At 66.5% G+C, this 16,510-nt stretch carries 23 protein-coding genes and 1 tRNA gene; 12 read left to right on the top strand and 12 right to left on the bottom strand.

What is annotated here, in order from left to right; translation table 11 throughout:
* Positions 1-60 precede the first annotated feature (60 nt).
* Genes LO787_RS15565 through LO787_RS15580 form a run of 4 tightly spaced genes read left to right on the top strand, consistent with a single transcriptional unit; the run spans position 61 to position 3,104 of the window.
* The gene (locus LO787_RS15565) at positions 61-1,338 is read left to right on the top strand and encodes a heavy-metal-associated domain-containing protein (protein WP_232491915.1); all 1,278 of its coding nucleotides are present in this window, start codon (positions 61-63) and stop codon (positions 1,336-1,338) included.
* A gap of 9 nt (positions 1,339-1,347) precedes the next feature.
* On the top strand, positions 1,348-1,986 hold the full coding sequence (locus tag LO787_RS15570; protein WP_232491916.1) for a P-loop NTPase family protein: 639 nt from the start codon (positions 1,348-1,350) through the stop codon (positions 1,984-1,986).
* Between the two features lie 54 nt (positions 1,987-2,040).
* On the top strand, positions 2,041-2,736 hold the full coding sequence (gene epsC / locus LO787_RS15575) for a serine O-acetyltransferase EpsC (protein WP_232491917.1): 696 nt from the start codon (positions 2,041-2,043) through the stop codon (positions 2,734-2,736).
* Positions 2,737-2,744: 8 nt separating this feature from the next.
* Entirely contained in the window at positions 2,745-3,104 is a 360-nt protein-coding gene (locus tag LO787_RS15580; protein WP_232491918.1) for a DUF2794 domain-containing protein, read from the top strand.
* Between the two features lie 9 nt (positions 3,105-3,113).
* Here LO787_RS15580 and LO787_RS15585 read toward each other — a convergent pair whose 3' ends face one another.
* The 5 genes from LO787_RS15585 to LO787_RS15605 form a co-directional block, all read right to left on the bottom strand.
* Complete coding sequence (locus tag LO787_RS15585) at positions 3,114-3,251, bottom strand: hypothetical protein (protein WP_232491919.1); 138 nt, start codon at positions 3,249-3,251, stop codon at positions 3,114-3,116.
* Positions 3,252-3,285: 34 nt separating this feature from the next.
* A complete protein-coding gene (locus LO787_RS15590) occupies positions 3,286-3,750 on the bottom strand; it encodes a DUF4328 domain-containing protein (RefSeq protein ID WP_232491920.1) in 465 nt (154 codons plus the stop codon).
* A gap of 25 nt (positions 3,751-3,775) precedes the next feature.
* Positions 3,776-4,492, bottom strand: a complete 717-nt coding sequence (locus tag LO787_RS15595; RefSeq protein WP_232491921.1) for a DUF4328 domain-containing protein — start codon at positions 4,490-4,492, stop codon at positions 3,776-3,778.
* A complete protein-coding gene (locus LO787_RS15600) occupies positions 4,444-5,538 on the bottom strand; it encodes a hypothetical protein (protein WP_232491922.1) in 1,095 nt (364 codons plus the stop codon). Before LO787_RS15600 ends, LO787_RS15595 begins: the two co-directional genes overlap by 49 nt.
* Positions 5,539-5,616: 78 nt before the next feature.
* Positions 5,617-6,534: an SDR family NAD(P)-dependent oxidoreductase gene (locus LO787_RS15605; RefSeq protein WP_232491923.1), complete on the bottom strand. Its 918-nt coding sequence runs from the start codon at positions 6,532-6,534 to the stop codon at positions 5,617-5,619.
* A gap of 110 nt (positions 6,535-6,644) precedes the next feature.
* Between LO787_RS15605 and purS the strand changes: the two genes are divergently transcribed.
* Positions 6,645-6,881, top strand: a complete 237-nt coding sequence (purS, locus tag LO787_RS15610; protein ID WP_232491924.1) for a phosphoribosylformylglycinamidine synthase subunit PurS — start codon at positions 6,645-6,647, stop codon at positions 6,879-6,881.
* Positions 6,881-7,558 carry a phosphoribosylformylglycinamidine synthase subunit PurQ gene (gene purQ / locus LO787_RS15615; protein WP_232491925.1) on the top strand — a complete coding sequence of 226 codons (678 nt, stop codon included), beginning with the start codon at positions 6,881-6,883 and terminating at the stop codon, positions 7,556-7,558. The genes purS and purQ overlap by 1 nt, the downstream gene beginning before the upstream one ends.
* Before the next feature lie 107 nt (positions 7,559-7,665).
* Here purQ and LO787_RS15620 read toward each other — a convergent pair whose 3' ends face one another.
* The 4 genes from LO787_RS15620 to LO787_RS15635 all read right to left on the bottom strand — a co-directional run bounded on the left by LO787_RS15620 (position 7,666) and on the right by LO787_RS15635 (position 10,617).
* Positions 7,666-8,730: an ABC transporter substrate-binding protein gene (locus LO787_RS15620; protein ID WP_232491926.1), complete on the bottom strand. Its 1,065-nt coding sequence runs from the start codon at positions 8,728-8,730 to the stop codon at positions 7,666-7,668.
* Between the two features lie 89 nt (positions 8,731-8,819).
* The gene (locus LO787_RS15625; protein WP_232491927.1) at positions 8,820-9,350 is read right to left on the bottom strand and encodes a nuclear transport factor 2 family protein; all 531 of its coding nucleotides are present in this window, start codon (positions 9,348-9,350) and stop codon (positions 8,820-8,822) included.
* Entirely contained in the window at positions 9,347-10,159 is an 813-nt protein-coding gene (locus LO787_RS15630; protein WP_232491928.1) for an SDR family NAD(P)-dependent oxidoreductase, read from the bottom strand. The genes LO787_RS15625 and LO787_RS15630 overlap by 4 nt, the downstream gene beginning before the upstream one ends.
* Positions 10,160-10,236: 77 nt before the next feature.
* The gene (locus LO787_RS15635) at positions 10,237-10,617 is read right to left on the bottom strand and encodes a hypothetical protein (protein WP_232491929.1); all 381 of its coding nucleotides are present in this window, start codon (positions 10,615-10,617) and stop codon (positions 10,237-10,239) included.
* 140 nt (positions 10,618-10,757) lie between these two features.
* On the opposite strand from LO787_RS15635, the gene efp reads away from it, so the two are divergent.
* The 5 genes from efp (at position 10,758) to LO787_RS15660 (ending at position 13,190) form a co-directional block, all read left to right on the top strand.
* A complete protein-coding gene (gene efp / locus LO787_RS15640) occupies positions 10,758-11,321 on the top strand; it encodes an elongation factor P (RefSeq protein WP_232491930.1) in 564 nt (187 codons plus the stop codon).
* Positions 11,321-11,746 (top strand): hypothetical protein, encoded by a 426-nt coding sequence (locus tag LO787_RS15645; protein ID WP_232491931.1) that lies wholly within the window; start codon positions 11,321-11,323, stop codon positions 11,744-11,746. Before efp ends, LO787_RS15645 begins: the two co-directional genes overlap by 1 nt.
* Positions 11,747-11,796: 50 nt before the next feature.
* Entirely contained in the window at positions 11,797-12,615 is an 819-nt protein-coding gene (locus tag LO787_RS15650; RefSeq protein ID WP_232491932.1) for an inositol monophosphatase family protein, read from the top strand.
* 106 nt (positions 12,616-12,721) lie between these two features.
* A complete protein-coding gene (locus tag LO787_RS15655) occupies positions 12,722-13,054 on the top strand; it encodes a hypothetical protein (RefSeq protein ID WP_232491933.1) in 333 nt (110 codons plus the stop codon).
* Positions 13,055-13,106: 52 nt separating this feature from the next.
* Positions 13,107-13,190 (top strand) — tRNA-Leu (locus LO787_RS15660).
* A gap of 11 nt (positions 13,191-13,201) precedes the next feature.
* Here the strand turns inward: LO787_RS15660 and LO787_RS15665 are convergent.
* The 3 genes from LO787_RS15665 to LO787_RS15675 form a co-directional block, all read right to left on the bottom strand.
* Positions 13,202-13,474, bottom strand: a complete 273-nt coding sequence (locus tag LO787_RS15665; RefSeq protein ID WP_232491934.1) for a hypothetical protein — start codon at positions 13,472-13,474, stop codon at positions 13,202-13,204.
* A gap of 364 nt (positions 13,475-13,838) precedes the next feature.
* Positions 13,839-14,537, bottom strand: coding sequence for a glutamine amidotransferase (locus LO787_RS15670; protein ID WP_232491935.1), 699 nt, complete (start codon positions 14,535-14,537; stop codon positions 13,839-13,841).
* Positions 14,538-14,636: 99 nt separating this feature from the next.
* Complete coding sequence (locus LO787_RS15675) at positions 14,637-14,804, bottom strand: hypothetical protein (RefSeq protein WP_232491936.1); 168 nt, start codon at positions 14,802-14,804, stop codon at positions 14,637-14,639.
* 277 nt (positions 14,805-15,081) lie between these two features.
* On the opposite strand from LO787_RS15675, the gene LO787_RS15680 reads away from it, so the two are divergent.
* Positions 15,082-16,398, top strand: a complete 1,317-nt coding sequence (locus LO787_RS15680) for an amidohydrolase (protein WP_232491937.1) — start codon at positions 15,082-15,084, stop codon at positions 16,396-16,398.
* Positions 16,399-16,510: the final 112 nt, after the last annotated feature.

Below are 16,510 nucleotides of genomic sequence, written 5' to 3' on the forward strand. Positions count from 1 at the left end.
CTAGCCGTTTGTGACTTGGATTTCCATCTTCGATTGGGCACAAGGCCCCCGGTTTCGACAATGGCGATCACGATCTCCCCCAAAAACCTGCGGTTCACCCGCAAGGGTGCCGCTTCCAGGGCCGTCTTCTGGTGGGGAGGCGCGGCTGCTCTGGCTCTGGCGACCATCACTGGCGTACAGCTTCTCGCGCAGATAGAGGGCGATCGCGGCATCGCGCCGCTGGCCAACTCGCAGGACATCCAGGTCAACGGAATCAGCGTCGATGTGACCGGAAAGACCGGCGCGGAAGCACGGATCGCGGGCTGGAAACAGGCCGAGAAGGAAGCCTGGAAGAAGCTCGGCGGACCGGACATGCCGGTCGAATCGATCGACGCCATGGTCACATCGGTCGTCATCGGGCATGAGCAGATCGGTCCCAAGCGCTACATCGCGACGCTGGGCGTCATCTTCGACAAGGCGAAGGCCGGCCAGTTCGTGGGGGCAGGAGCCGGTACCGGGCCGCGCTCCGCGCCGCTGTTGTTGATCCCGGTGCTCGATTCGGGTGGCGTCCGGCAGGTCTTCGAGGTGCGTGGGCCGTGGCAGCGTGCCTGGGCCGAGTTCCAGGCTGCGGCGAGCCCGGTCGACTACGTGCGGCCGACCGGTTCAGGCGGCGAATCGCTGATACTCACCGCGGGGCAGACTTCGCGCCGCAGCCGCCTGTGGTGGCGCACCGTGCTCGGACAGTTCGATGCGTCCGACGTGGTGATGCCGGTCGCGCGGCTGGAGCGGCAGTGGCCGGGCGGCCCAATCAAGGGCACGTTTACGGCGCGTTACGGCCCGGATAACACGTTCCTCGGCAGCTTCACGATGGATGCCGCCAGCGAGCAGGCTCTGCCGGGTATGCTGGAGCAGGCGGTCGGGCGGATCGATGGCCTTTACCGCGATGCGCTGGCGACGGGGGAGCTTCGCCCTGATCCTTCGATCAACGCCGGGGGTGCCGCGCTGGACCGTGCGTTCGCCGAATTGCGCGAGAAGCTGATGCCGAAGGGGGGCGAGGATTCCGCTCCTGCTGCTCCCCAGCCGACGCCGACGATTCGCGCGGAGGATGTTAGCGGCGCTCCGACCGAACAGGTTACGGTTCAGTTCGCTACGCCCGATGCGGTGGCTGTCGATGCCGCGCTGGCTGCAGTGCGCGGCGTGCCGGGCGTTCAGGGCGCGGCGACGGTCAGCCTTGCGATCGGCGGCACATCGGTCATGCGCGTGACCGTTGCAGGCGGCGGAGAGCGGCTCGCTTCCGCGCTTCGCGGGCAGGGGTGGAAGGTTTCCGGCGGGGGCACCTCGCTGAGGATCAGCCGCTAGGCTCTATCTATGCTACAGATCGCCCTTCCGCTGTCCGCCGCAAGCGACAGCCCGCCGCGCATTGTCGTCGGTGAGGCCAATTCGCCGGTAATCGATGCTCTGCTGGAGCCCGGCCAGTGGCCGTTCCGCACTGCGATCCTCTCCGGGCCGCCGCGCTCCGGAAAGTCGCTGCTGGCCCGCTGGTTCGTCGAGTCCGGGGCGGGTGATGCTATCGACGATGCGCAGGACGTGCCCGAGGACGCGCTGTTTCATCGCTGGAACCGCGCGCAGGAGAACGGGCGTCCCCTCCTGATCGTCGCGGACAAGGCTTTCGAACCCGGTGTCGGTGAAAGCGACGGCACGCGCTGGCGGGTCAGGCTGCCGGACCTCTCCTCCCGCCTCGGCGCCGCGCTGGATATCGCCATCGGAGAGCCGGATGACGCGATGCTCATCGCGCTGATGGAGGTCCATGCGGAGATGCGTGGCCTCGCGCTCGACCATTCGGCAACGCAATACCTTGCAGGACGTTGCACCCGTAGCCATCTCGGCGTGGAGCAACTGATCGCCGCGATCGACCGTCTCAGTCTGGAGCGCAAATCGGCTCCTACCATGGCCATCTGGCGCGATGCGCTGAATGAGACTAAAGGCGGCGGTCAGACACAGGCATGAGGGCGGCTTTGCGGGGCAGTTGCAAAGCGGAGCGATTGATGGGAGTTTCGGGTAATGCTGGGTAATCTTGTCCGCTACCTGGATTCAATCGTCGCGCGTGACCCTGCGCCCCGCTCACGCTGGGAAGTGTTGCTCTATCCCGGCGTTTGGGCCGTATTCTGGCATCGGATCGCCCACGCGCTGTTCAACGCGGACCTATTCTTTCTCGCGCGCGTCGTGAACCACCTCTCGCGCTTCCTCACCGCCATCGACATCCATCCCGGCGCGCAGATCGGCCGGAACTTCTTCATCGACCACGGCTTCACCGTGATCGGCGAGACGGCGATCATCGGCGACAACGTGACGATCTATCAGTGCGTGACGCTGGGCGGTTCGAACCCGACCAACGGCGTCGGCGGCAAGCGTCACCCGACCCTTCTCGACAACGTGATCGTCGGATCCGGCGCGCAGATCATCGGCCCGGTGACCATCGGCAAGCGGGCCCGCATCGGTGCCAGCGCCGTCGTGACAGAGGATGTGCCCGAAGGCGCAACGATGATCGGCCTCAAGGCCCGCTCGACGCTGGTCAAAGCGGAGACCTGGGCCAAGGAGTTCATCCCCTACGGCACCCCCTGCAAGGAACCGTGCGAGCCGACCGGCGGCGCTCAGCGGGTCGAAGACCTTGAACAACAGGTTGCGCTTCTCCGCGCTCAGGTCGAGGAATTGATCTCCGAGCGCCAGCATGCTGCGCGCGAGAACGAGCGGTGGTGACCGGCTGAATGGCGGCAGGCGGCATTCCCACCGGCAGCGTCGTCGCTTTCCCCGGCGTGCCGCCTTCGCAGGTCGGCTTCGACCGCCTCGAACTCCAGCGCATCCTCGATCTTTACGGCCGTATGGTCGCTGCAGGCTTGTGGCGCGACTACGCCATGGATTTCGCGCGGGAGGCGGCCAGTTTCAGCGCTTTTCGTCGCTCTGCCGAGCGTCCGCAGGCCCGCATCGAGAAACGCCCGTCGCTGCGCGGCAAGCAGGGGATGTGGACGCTGTTCGGGGAAGTCGGGCAAGTGCTCAAGCGCGGCCATGAATTGTCGAACATCCTCAGCCCGCTTGAGCGAAGGCTTTTGAAAGTGGTCGAGGACTGAACTGCGTTCTCAGGCCAGCGCATGTACTGCGTTGAGCTGCGAACCCTGTGCATTGGTGATCGCGTTCACGATTTGCAGCAGGCACCAGGCTGCGCCGCCCAGCAGCAGATAGGACATGATGTCGAGCGCGTTGATGGCACCCATCATGCCGCTCAGGCGGGTGCTGATGTTCAGGCCGATGTTACCGGCGACCCATAGCCCCCCCCCAGATCGTCAGGCGTCGTTCTGTCGGTGCAGCTTCATCGTCCGCAAGCAGATGGCTGGCATTCCAGAGTTCGCGCATGGCCTGGAACGGTTTGAACCAGAAGGCGAAGGGTACGAAGAACCAGCCGACCGACCATGCGGGCGTGAACTCCAGCCCGTCGAGTTCGGCCGCAAAGAGGTTCGCATGCGCGCGATAGACCCACATGCATACGCTTACCATGCAGGCGGCGAAGGCGAGCACCCAGACGAGGGATACCACTCCTGCGGCAATCAGTGCGGGTTGATCGGGCGCGGCATCCTGGTCGATCCCGGCTGCAAGCACCGTCATCCAGCTTGCGATCAGAGCCAGCGTCAGGCTCATGTAGATCCACAGCGTCGTCCGCGCGAAGAGGGCTCGTCCCTGCAGCACCTCAATACCGTCTCGCAGTGTCAACTGAGCCATTCGGTGCTTTCTTTCCCGAGGACTTTTAGAGGAATGCGAGCCGGTCGTCGGACAGCCTCTGCTGGGCCGCCGTCACCCGTCCGACGATGCGGAACAGGAACAGGGCCGAGAGGCACCAGAAGGCCGATCCGGCCATGTCGATGCCCTCATGCACGCCCGGAGGCGCGGTGACCTGCGCGTTGGTGAGCATGTCGAACAGCACGATGGCGGCGATCACGAAGCTCAGCAGCGTGCCGACGAGGAAACCCATCCACCAGATGCCGACATCGCCGACGCCTGCCTTGGCCTGCCATTCGTCCTCGCCGTGGCTGCGGTTCCACAGTTCGGTCATCGCGCGATAGGGCACGATGAGGTTGGCGAAAGGGACGAACATGCTGCCGACTGCCCAGCCGGGGCGAGCCTCCAGCCCGCTGAGCCCTGCGTCGTGCAGGTTGGAGATAGCCTTGTGGAACCAGATCAGGAAGGCAAGCGCGCTCGGCAGGAACACAAGGACGCCGACGCCGGCCGCAAGGGCTTCGATACCGGTTGCCATGTACCTCATGCGGCCGAACCCGCCGGTCAGCGCGGCGCCGAGCGTCAGGCCGCTCGCCAGCGTCTTGACCAGCCAAGCGGCGAGATAGAGCGCAATGGCGACTTTCGCGATGCGTGCGAGGATCAACAGGCGACGGCTGTCGGCCCGCGAGACATGGCCGCTCATGCGGCTGCTGGCAGGCGTGCGCGCCAGCCCTCCGGAACTACGCACAACAACACTCGTCGCAGCGGGCTCCAGAACACCGACAGCGCCAGCAGGGCGACGCCGACGAACAGCGTCGAGATGGCGAGGTTCATCTCGATCGAACCGACGCTGCGCAGCAGTCCGTTCAACGCGGCGAGCACGTAGATCAGGGCCGAGACGAGCAGGGCGCGGCGATCGACCACAAGCGCGACGAGCGCGAAGGCGATGTAGGTGACGAGCACGCCCACCGCGCTCACCGTGGTCACGTCCTGCCCGCCGAGTACGCCGAGCCAGTAGAACAGCGAATGCGCGATCAGCGGCGCGGCGAGGAGGTGGAGCCAGAACGCGATATCGGCCCGCTGCGTGCGCCGGTCCCGGTCGGAGAGATCCCAGCGCATCGCGAAGGCGAAGACGCCGAGGCCACAGAAGAAGACGGCGGGAGTCATCACCGGGTTTGCCTTCAGTTCCTGTCCGGTCGCCCCGGCCAGGATCGCGAGGATGAGCAGCACCAGCGCGGCGGTGCCTGCGGCCACGGTGATGGCGACGCGGAAGCGCAGCCAGTGCAGGAGTGCGCCGATCCCGCCCGACAGCGCCGCGCTGAGCGCGATTGCGGCATCCTCCCATGGGTAGCGCTCAAAGCGGTCCCACGTATGCCGCTCGCCGTTGAACTCGTAGAACACGGGCACCGCATGGGGTGGCAGCATTTCCATCGCGATCGATCCCGCCATGGTCGCGAGGCCGACCACGAAGGCGACCAGAACGATGATCGAGGGCAGGGCCATCCGCCGTCTGCGGGTGAAGATCTCCGCCATCAGCCAGCTGGCGACAGCGACCAACAGGCCACCGAGCCACCACTTGTCATCGCCACCGCCGCTGTAGATGCCGGAGAAGATCACCAGCAGGCAGGCGATGCCCACGAAGATGTCGTTGAAGCTAGTGACGAGGCGGATGTTCTCCTCGTCCGCTACGGGCGCCGCGCGCAGGGTGGAGACGTGGGCGCGCAAGGCGTCAGCCGCTTCGGCGCTGATGGCGCCCGCGCTGACCGCGGATTGCAGATCGTCTTCCGAATACAAGGCGTTCCCCCCGGCTGCCCCATTTGTGCGGGAAACTGCCTCCACAGCGCGAGCGCGTCAACGGGCAATTACAGCGAGTTAATCGCTATTCTTCAACAGCATCCGCAACGCATGGTGCGCCTGGTCCATACCGGTTTCGAACGCATGGTCATGGGTACGGTCGGCGATTTGCGGCCACAGGTGCGCAACATCTTCCGCGCTGCGGGCGTCTTCGGGCAGCAGCATGCCGTCGTTCATGGTGATCCACGCCCCCTGGAACACGCCGCCGCCTGCCGCGAGGATCGCGTCGGTCGGCGCCTCGGGCGAGACGAGGAAGATCGCTGCGGGCACGACGTTGCCGGGCTCGAACGCCTTGTAGGCTTCCTCGGGGAAGATGTCGGCGGTCATGCGGGTGCCTGCAGTGGGCACGATCGTGTTGACGCGGATGCCGTACTTCGCACCTTCCAGCCGCAGCGTGCGGGCAAGGCCGAGCACGCCCGCCTTGGCCGCGCCGTAGTTCGCCTGCCCGAAGTTGCCGCCGAGCCCGGTCGACGAACTCGTCATCAGCACACGCCCGTAGTTCTGTTCGCGCATGGTTTCCCAGACTGCCTTGGTGGCGAAGGCGCTACCGAGCAGGTGGACGCGCACGACCAGTTCGAAATCGGCGGGGTCCATTCTCGCAAAAGTGCGGTCGCGCAGCATCCCGGCGTTGTTGATCAGGATGTGGATGCCGCCCCATGCCTCCTTCGCACGCGCGGCCATGGCCTCCATCTGCGCGTAGTCTGAGACGTCGCCGCCGTCGGCCATCGCCTCGCCGCCCGCCTCGCGGATCTCCTCGACCACGGCGAGCGCGGCGTCGGAGTGGCCCGAGCCGTCACGCGCGGCGCCGAGGTCGTTGACCACGACTTTCGCGCCGCGCCGTGCCAGTTCCAGCGCATAGGCGCGGCCGAGCCCGTTGCCCGCGCCGGTCACGACGGCGATCTGGCCGTCGAAGGAGATGGGAAGTGGTTTGTCCATGGTCCGCAGATGACAGGTCGGGCCCACGCGTTCAACCTTGCCCCGGCGCACCCGAAGGGCCATAGGCGCTCGCAACGAATCTGCCCGCGATCATGCGAAAGGCCCGCCAGATGAAAGTCCGCGTCCACGTCAGCCTCAAGCCCGGTGTCCTCGATCCGCAGGGTCGGGCGATCCACCACTCGCTGGAAGGCCTCGGCTTTTCCGGCGTCAACGACGTGCGCGCCGGTCGCCTGTTCGAGCTGGACGTCGCCGAGACCACCACGGACGAGGCGCTGGACGACATGTGCCGCAAGCTCCTCGCGAACATGGTGATCGAGAACTACCGCATCGAGAAGGTGGCCGCCTGATGGCCTTCAACTCCGCCGTCATCACCTTCCCCGGCTCGAACTGCGACCGCGACATGGCGGTGGCGCTGGAGAAGGTATCGGGCACCGCGCCGCATCGCGTCTGGCACGGCGACAGCGAACTGCCCGATGGCCTCGACTTCATCGCCGTTCCCGGCGGCTTCTCCTACGGCGATTACCTGCGCTGCGGTGCGATCGCCTCGCGCTCGCCGATCATGCAGGCGGTGATCGCGGCGGCCGAAAAGGGCGTGCCGGTGCTAGGCGTGTGCAACGGCTTCCAGGTGCTGACCGAAAACGGCCTGCTGCCGGGCGCGCTGCTGCGCAATGCCGGGCTGAACTTCGTTTGCCGTGAAGTCGGCCTCGAAGTCGCCAATGCGCAGTCGCTGTTCACCTCGGCTTACGAGGCCGGGCAGGTGATCCGCGTTCCCGTGGCGCACCACGACGGCAACTACTTCGCCGACGAAGAGACGCTGAACCGCCTCGAAGGCGAGGGCCGCGTGGCCTTCCGCTATGCCGAGGAGGTCAACGGTTCGGCACGGTCCATCGCGGGCGTGCTCAACGATGCGGGCAACGTGCTCGGAATGATGCCGCACCCGGAGCGCGCGATCGAGACCACTCACGGCGGCACCGACGGGCGCGGCCTGTTCGAAAGCGCGATCCGCGGTCTCGTCGGGGCCTGAGCCCTTTCGGTCCGACCCCCTTTCGTCATTGCGAGCGAAGCGATCCAGAGCGGCCTAACGCTGCCTTGGATTGCTTCGCTTCGCTCGCAATGACGAAGTGACGCCCTCTAGGCGACTTCGCGGGTCTCCCCGCCCAGCCACTGGCGCACGACTAGATAGCGCCCGTGGAGCGCGCCCCGGTCATGAATGCCGAAGCCGAGCAGGGTGCCTTCGTGTCCCTCGGCGGCGGGCAGCCACTTCACCTGTTCCAGCCCGAGCCGCACGCCTTCGCGCGTGAAGTCGCTCGCCCGGGCGAGGCCCTCGGCGACGAGGCGGCCGATGTCGTGGCCCTTGGCGACGGCCAGCGCCTGACGGCAGGGCGCGTCGATCCGCGCCATCACCGCCCGCAGCGTGGTGTTCGTGTCGGAATGCATGTCGATATAGAACCAGCCGTTGCAGGCGTGGGCGAAGTCGCCATGATAGCCGCGCAGGCCCGCAGTGTTCATGATGCGCGGCCCGTCCCATCCCACCCGGTCGAGCGCGCGCGACACCGACGGTGCCGAGAGGCCGAGGCCGAGGTAGACGACGCCGTCCGGTTCCGCTGCCAGCAGGGCGCTCACCGTGTCGTCCACGTCATCGGCCAGCGGCGAAATGCCTTCGCGCGCGGCGATCTCGATGCCGAGCACGCGCGCCTCGCCTTCGAGGTACTTGAGATGGCGGGTGCCGATCGGGGAGAGGTCGTAGACGACCGCCAGCCGCCTGCGGCCGAGGCTGGCCATCTGGCGCGCGATGACGAGCGATTCGTCCTCATGGCTGCCGACCTGGTGCTGGAACATCCAGCGGCCGCGCGCGCGTTCGGCTCCGGCCCAGTTGATCGTGGGGATGCGCAGCTGTTCCGCCAGTGGCGTCGCCACCAGCGCGTTGTCGCCGATGGCCGGGCCGACGATCAGGCTGACGCCCGCGTCCGCGAGCTGGCGATAGGCCAGTTCGACCGCCTCCGCCGTGCCCGAGGGCAGGCCGAGCGCATAGGCGTGGACGAACTCCACCTCCGCATCGAGCCGTCCGGTCTGGCGCAGGGCGTCGATCTCGCGCTCAAGCCAGCCGGTGAGGTCGCCGGGAACGGGAACGTCGTCGTCCAGCCCGGAAAGGTCGGCCATGTCGTTGAGAATGCCGACCTTCACGCTTGCAGGCATCGATGTCCTCCGGCCGGGCGTCATGCCTCGTCGGCCCTAGCAATGAGCCAGCCGGGAAAAGGCTGCATCGCAGGCCGGGAAAAACCGGCTCAGGTCCGCGCGCCGCGCCGGAACAGGGGCTGGAGGCACTCGGCATAGCTGGGGTCACGCTCGGCGAGGCCCAGCAGGCCGCCGCCGTCGAAGGGGCGGCGCAGCTTGAAGTCGTAGGTCACCACGCGCTTGGAAAAGCGCCAGCGGCCATCCTCGCAGCGGCGATACTTGTCGATGTAGCGGACCGCCATGAAGTCCTCCTCCTGCCCGCCCTCCCTGCTGGGGATGAGGTGGTAGGCGAGGCCGTAGACCTCCCCGCTGGCGACATCGCCATCGACCGCGATCAGGTGATTGCACACGTGATGACCGGAGTAGGGCATGTACGGGAAGGCGCGGGCGATGAAGGCGCAGTAATCCTCCGCCGGACCGTCGAAGCTGTCGCCGTGGGTGTCGGTCGCGTCGTCGGTGTAGAGATCGCGCAGCAGGTCGATGTCCTGTCGGTCGATGGCGCGCGAATAGAGGAGCACCAGTTCGCGGATTGCGTCCTTGTCGATGAGTGCCTGCAGCGTGGTCTGGTCGATCGTGGTCACAGCAAGGCTCCTCCGTCCACGGCATAGACCTGCCCGGTGATGAAGCTGGCGCGCCCGGAGGCGAGGAACACCGCCATCGCCGCCATCTCCTCTGGCTTTGCGAAAGGACGGCCCACGAAGGTGCGGCGCTGGCGCAGGGCGCGGTCTTCCTCGCTGACGCTGGCGGTGCCCCTGGAGAACAGGCCGGTTTCGGGGTTGAAGCGGCTTCCGGCGCTGAGGCTGGCGGGATCGGTCGGGATCGTGGCGTAAGGCGCGACGGCGTTGACGCGGATGCCGTGGGCGCCGACTTCCTTGGCGAGCACCACGGTGAAGCTGTGCACCGCGCCCTTGGCGGCGGAATAGACCGGCAGCATGTAGTCGCCCACCAGAGCGGCGGTGGAGCCGATGTTGACCACGGCGCCATGCTTGCGGGCGATCATCCCGGGCAGCACTGCGTGGGTCATGCGCAGCACCGTGCCGAAGTTGAGGTCGATGTCGGCCATCCACTTCGTAGGGTCCGAATCGACGAACAGCCCCTGATCGACGTTGCCGCCCACGTTGTTGACCAGCACCGCCACCGGGCCGAGCGTCTCGGCGGCTTGCAGCACTGCGGCGGGGGAGGCGGGGTCGAGCATGTCGGCGGCGACGAACACCGCTTCGGGTGCCCCGCGGGCCTTGCAGTCTGCGACCAGCCTTGCGCCTGCCTCGGCGTCCCGGCCGGCGAGGACAGGCAGCGCTCCCTCGGCGGCAAGGTCCAGCGCGATGGCGCGGCCTATGTTGGCGGTCGCGCCGGTGACGACCGCGACCTTGCCCTGCAATCCCATGTCCATCGCCTGCTCCCGGCCGTTTTCCCGAGGGCTAGGGCCGGGGGAGGCTCAGGGCAAACCGTGCAGGCGATGATGCGCGATCAGCGGCGTGAACTGCGCACGCAGCGCATCTCGCTGTCGCTGCCGTCCGCCTCCACCTTGCGCAGATAGGTGTCCTTGAGCCGGTGCAGCTTCAGGCCCTTGAGCTTGCCGCCGGTCATCGTCACGTACTCGCCGGTCAGCAGGTAGCTGCCCCGGATGCCGCCAGCCTTGTAGGCCGAGGCGTTGACCACGCGGAACGCGTACTCGGGCAGCGGCTTGCCGACGAGCCCTCCGGCATCGCCCGCCAGCTCGCAGGTGTAGGTGCCGATGGGCAGGGTGGATATCAGCCCTCCCGATACCGGCGGCGGGGCAGGCTCGGCGGAAGCGCAGCCGCTGGCGAGGGCCAGCAGCAGGGCGACGGGAAGGGAGGCACATTTCATGGCATTCAGCTAGCATCCACGCGAAGCAATTGCCATGCCTCGCCGCCTCGTCTAAGGGCGCATCCTTTCGAGGGCTGCGCCGCCAGTGCAATGGCGCGTGGTCCGCGATCAAGCTCTTTCCCATCCTGAAGGCAAAACCCATGAAGATCAGTGGCGTCGATATCCGTCCCGGCAACATTCTCGAATACGAAAAGGGCATCTGGAAAGTCGCCAAGACGCAGCACACCCAGCCGGGCAAGGGCGGCGCCTTCATGCAGGTCGAGATGAAGAACCTGATCGACGGCCGCAAGACCAACGTGCGCTTCCGTAGCGCCGACACCGTCGAGAAGGTCCGTCTCGACACCAAGGACTTCCAGTTCCTGTACGCCGAGGGCGATGATCTGGTGTTCATGGACATCGAGACCTACGAGCAGATCAACCTCCCCGCCGACCTTCTGGGCGATGCCGCCGCGTTCCTGCAGGACGGCATGCAGGTTCTGCTCGAAATGTGGGAAGAGCGCCCGATCTCGGTCCAGCTTCCCGAGCAGGTCGAAGCCACCATCGTCGAAGCCGACGCCGTGGTGAAGGGCCAGACCGCCTCGTCCAGCTACAAGCCTGCCGTGCTCGACAACGGCGTGCGCGTGATGGTGCCGCCGCACATCGAGAGCGGCACGCGCATCATCGTGGACGTCTACGAAAAGACCTACGTGAAGAAGGCCGACTGATGAGGGTGCTGGCGCTCACGCTCGCATGCACCGGCCTGATCGCCGGTGCGTCGCTCGGCGGGGCGCCGGTTCTTGCCGCGCCCAAGAAGGCTGCGGCGGTGAAGAAGCCCGCCGCGAAGAAGCCCGCCACCGCCGCCTCGGCCGAGGAAACGGCATCGGGTCACGCGGTGCTCTACCTCAAGGTACTGATCAACGCGCTGCAGTCCGATCAGGTCAAGGAGCAGGCCAAGACCGCCATGGTCGGCTGCCTCTACGGCCATTCGCTGGGCGAGATCACCAATGCCGCGGACGAGGTATTCGCCAAGGCACCCGACAAGGTCCATCGCGACAAACCGGCGGAAGTGCTGGTCGTGCTGACCAACGTCTGCGGATTCGAGGGCGACCCGACGCAGGCGGCACCCGCAGGCGTTCCCAACGGACGCTGAGAACATCATCGGGCCGGCTTTCCGGCGGCCCACAGGAGTGAAGTACAGTCATGGCCGCCATTTCCGGTCTTATCCGCGTCATCGAGAAAGCCGCCCGCAAGGCAGGCAACCGCCTGCGCCGCGACTTCGGCGAAATCGAGCACCTGCAGGTCAGCCGCAAGGGACCGGCGGACTTCGTCTCGAAGGCCGACCAGGCGTCCGAGCGTACCATCTGGGACGAACTGCGCGCCGCGCGGCCGGACTGGGGCTACCTGTTCGAGGAAGCCGGCGAGATCGAGGGCGATCCCACCAAGCCGCGCTTCATCGTCGATCCGCTCGACGGCACGACCAACTTCCTCCACGGCATCCCGCACTTCGCGATCTCGATCGCGGTGCAGGAACCGCGCCTCGACGGCAAGGGCTGGGGCGAAGTCACGGCGGGCCTGATCTACAACCCCGTCACCGACGAGAGCTACTGGGCAGAAAAGAGCCGCGGCGCATGGCTGCATGACCGCCGCCTGCGCGTTTCCTCGCGCCGTCACCTCGACGAGAGCCTGATCGCCACCGGCATTCCCTTCGCAGGGCATGGCGACGCGGGCCAGTGGACCAAGATCTACCACGCGCTTGCGCCGCAGGTTGCGGGCATCCGCCGCTTCGGCTCGGCCGCGCTCGACCTCGCGTGGGTCGCCTCGGGCCGTTACGAGGGCTTCTGGGAAGCCGACCTCAAGCCTTGGGACACGGCGGCAGGCTGTCTGCTCGTGCGTGAAGCCGGTGGCTTCGTGTCGGACTGGAAGGGGCGTTCGAACCCGATCTGCGACACCGAGATCCTCGCGGGCAACGATGTCCTCCACTCGCGCCTGCACAAGCTGGTAGCGACCGCGATCAAGTGATCGACCCGTCCGTCGCGCGGCACATGCGGTCGCGCGACGGCGATTTCCGCTGAACTGACACGCAATCGTCGCGGAACTTTCTGCAAGTCGTGTTATTCCTTGAGGCATGGAACGCCGCGTCCCATGCCTTTGTTCGCTTGTTCTCGCCTTCGTCGCGATACCTTCGGGCGCGCGGGCGGAGCAGCCTTCGTCGATTCCGGGGACGCGCAGCTTCGATCTCGGCGCCATCGGTAAGGGCCAGCTGAGCGGCACGCGCACCGGTCTCCGCTCGCAGACTGTCAGTGTCGAGGAAGGCGCCGAAAAGCCCGAAAAGACAAAACTCCGCCTTACTTATCAGACGGATGAGGAAGGCCCGCGGTTCGAGATCGGCACGGTGGGATCGCGCAAGGGTGCGATGAAATCCCGCCTTCTCCACGTCGCGATGGACTGGAATTTCTGAACAGGCTTGAACCGCGACGAAGCCGCGTCTAAGCGTCGCGCCTCGTTTCCGTGCCCCTGTGGCGGAATGGTAGACGCGAACGACTCAAAATCGTTTGTCGAAAGGCGTGCCCGTTCGAGTCGGGCCAGGGGCACCAGTTCGCGTTCGTCAGAACAGCGACATGGTTATGAGCACGAGGAGCAGGCCGACCACGACGGCGGCCGCCCATTGCATCATCGGATAGACAGCAATCAGCCGGGTCAACGACCATGCGGCCAGCGCGCCGAACGCCGTTCCAGCAAGGATGCCGGTGAAGACGCCCCACTCGCCCATCGCCCAGAGCAGGATCACGCCGAATACGCCGACTGGCAGGAACCCGGCCAGCATCCGGGGCAGGGCGCGCCATCGGGCGGGATTTCGAGGGGAGATGCCGTTCGCCATGATGCCGAGCTAGGCCGTAAACTCATAAACGACGCCATCGAGGCGCCCGAATGGCGAACATATCGGGCCGAAGCGGCCGCCGGGAGGGCTGGTTGCCCTTCCAAGGCCGCTTCGGTTCGAGATGGAAGCCATTCGGGCGTCCCGAAGGGATTTGACCAAAATGGCCCAGCGCCGCGTCGGCAGGTCTTGAAATATCGACATATTCCCTCGCCCTGCCTCCTTGCGCTGAGCCATTTTGCCTCAAACCTCGATGGCGTCGTTTATGAGTTTACGGCCTAGGCCCGCGCAAGGCGCACTGGCAACGGGCGCCGACGGCGAATTCGCCACGGCGGGCTGGCCGTAAGACCGATGGCGAGCGCGGGTTTCAGTTCAGGCCGGTCAGCCAGTCGGCAATCATCGCGCGCCCGGCAGCCACCGCTCCGGGGCCGAATTCGTCGTGTCTCCGGCGCAGCGCCTGCGGGCAGCCGCCGGCCTCGACCACGACCTCAGGCCATTGTTCGATCCAGGCGTCGAACCGGGGATCTTCGCCCATCTCGCCATGGAACTGGAGGGCGAGCTGGTTGCGGCCGCGGCGGAAGGCCTGATGCTCGTAGAGCGAGGTCGAGGCGAGGATGTCCGCGCCGTCCGGCCGGGTGAACGTGTCGCCATGCCAGTGCAGCACCGGCACGTCGCGGACATGGCGCAGCGGGCTGTCGGCGGCGTGCTCGTGGACCTGAACCGGATGGAAGCCGACTTCCTTGGCGGGGCCGGGGAAGACCTGCGCGCCGAGCGCGCTCGCCATCATCTGCGCGCCGAAGCAGACGCCCAGCGTCGGACGGTCGGCTTCCAGTCGCAGCGCAAGGCGGCGCAGCTGGCAGGTGATCCAGGGATGGCGGTCCTGCTCGTAGACGCCCATCGGCCCGCCCATCATGATGAGCAAGTCCGGCTCGCGCAGGTCGAGCGTGGAAAATTCCGGGTCGCTGACGTCGATCCGGCTGACTTCGTAGCCGGCGTCCTCGATGGGTTTGCGATAGCCGGCGACCCCTTCGTGGGGAACGTGGCGGATAATGAGCGCGGTCTTCACGGGACTACTGTGTCACACCTCCTGTTGACGGGCGACACCGAACTTGCGGCTGGAGAGATGCGCAAGGCCGATGCCGCCCGTTGGGTCATCGCGAAGGACTTACAGCCCGAGGCGCGACCAGAAGTCGCCGGCGTTGCGGATCGCCGCAGTACCGTCGGCATGAAGGGGTTCGGATGCGCCGCGCCATGACGGGTGCGGCAGGCGCGCGTCTCCGCTCGGGCGGGCGCGCAGGACCTGGGACGTGATGCGGGGAATCGAGGTAAGCATTTCGTATCTCCATCGGGAGGCACGAAGCCGGCGTGGTCGCCTTACGGTTTCGTGCGCTTTAGCGGTTGGTGACGCGGAGCAAGCTGACAGCCATCAAATGCCGCGGAAACACAGGCGAACCCTGCGCTTCGAGGTTCAATCTACTCATATGGTAGAGAATGTCCATGGGGCGATTCTTTGTGCCTTGCGAGAAAAACTTCATGCGCCCCGATGCTTCCGTTGCCGGATGCTTCATGACCGATTGCACGGGGCGGGGGGCTGACGTAGCCTGACCGTCATGCGCGCCATTCTCCTCGCTTCCGCCTGTGCCCTTGCGGCCACTCCCCTCCCTGTCGCAGCCCAGACCGTCGCCGACACGGTGGCGCGCGACATGCCGGGATTGATGGAGGCCTACCGCGATCTCCACGCCAATCCCGAACTCAGCTTCCAGGAGGTGCGCAGCGCCAAGGTGATGGCCGATGCCGCACGCAAGGCGGGCTTCGCTGTGACCGAGAAGGTCGGCCAGACCGGCGTCGTCGCGGTGCTGAAGAACGGTGCAGGCCCGACGGTGCTGATCCGCGCCGACATGGACGGCCTGCCGGTGGTCGAGCAGACGGGCCTGCCTTACGCCTCGACGAAGCGAGGCACCTCCACCGCGGGGGTCGAGAGCGGGATCATGCATGCCTGCGGTCACGACACGCACATGACCGCGTGGATCGAGACCGCGCGGCTGATGGCGGCGCGCAAGGGCGAATGGTCGGGCACGCTCGTCATGATCGGTCAGCCTGCCGAGGAGATGGGGCTGGGCGCGCTGGAGATGCTCAAGGACGGGCTCTACACGCGCTTCCCCAAGCCGGATTACACGCTCTCCTTCCACGACACGCCCGAACTGGCGGCGGGCGTGGTGGGGGCGGCGAAGGGCTGGGCGCTTGCCAACGTCGACAGCGTGGACCTGCTGGTGCGCGGCGTCGGCGGGCATGGCGCCTATCCGCAGACCACGCGCGATCCCATCGTGCTCGCCAGTTCCATCGTCATGAAGCTGCAGACGCTGGTGAGCCGGGAGAACAGCCCGCTCGACCCGGCGGTGGTGACGGTCGGCTCGTTCCATGCGGGGACCAAGCACAACATCATCTCCGATCAGGCGAAGCTGGAACTGACCGTGCGCAGCTATTCCGACGAAACGCGGCAGAGGCTGCTCGACGGGATCGCGCGCATCGCGAAGGGAGAGGCGATCGCCTCAGGCATCCCCGAGGACAGGATGCCCGAAGTGAAGGTCAAGGAACCGCACACGCGCGCCACCTGGAACACGCCCGAGTTCGCGGAGGAGGCGGTCAGCGACCTCAAAGCGAAGATGGGGGCGGATCAGGTCGTCATCACGCCTTCGGTCATGGGCGGAGAGGATTTCGGCGAGTTCCGCCGCGCGGACGAGGCGCACATCAAGTCCGTGATCTTCTGGGTCGGTGGCGCCGATCCCGCCAAGCTGGCGGCGGCGAAGGCGGGGGGACCGCCGATGCCCTCTCTGCACAGCCCGTTCTGGGCGCCGCAGGCGGACAAGGTCATCGCATCGGGCGCGACGGCGCTCACGCTGACCGCGCTGCGCCTGATGCCTAAGTAGAGCCTCGAAAGCGGCTGTCGGGACTGCAAACCACTGCGGTGTAAGATTTACCGACATTTAAAGGCTTTGCCCTAGGTCCTTCGCCAAGTGCCGGATTTCGGCCGCGAAGGAT

The sequence above is a fragment of the Novosphingobium kaempferiae genome (genome assembly GCF_021227995.1).
In the GTDB taxonomy this organism is placed as follows: domain Bacteria; phylum Pseudomonadota; class Alphaproteobacteria; order Sphingomonadales; family Sphingomonadaceae; genus Novosphingobium; species Novosphingobium kaempferiae.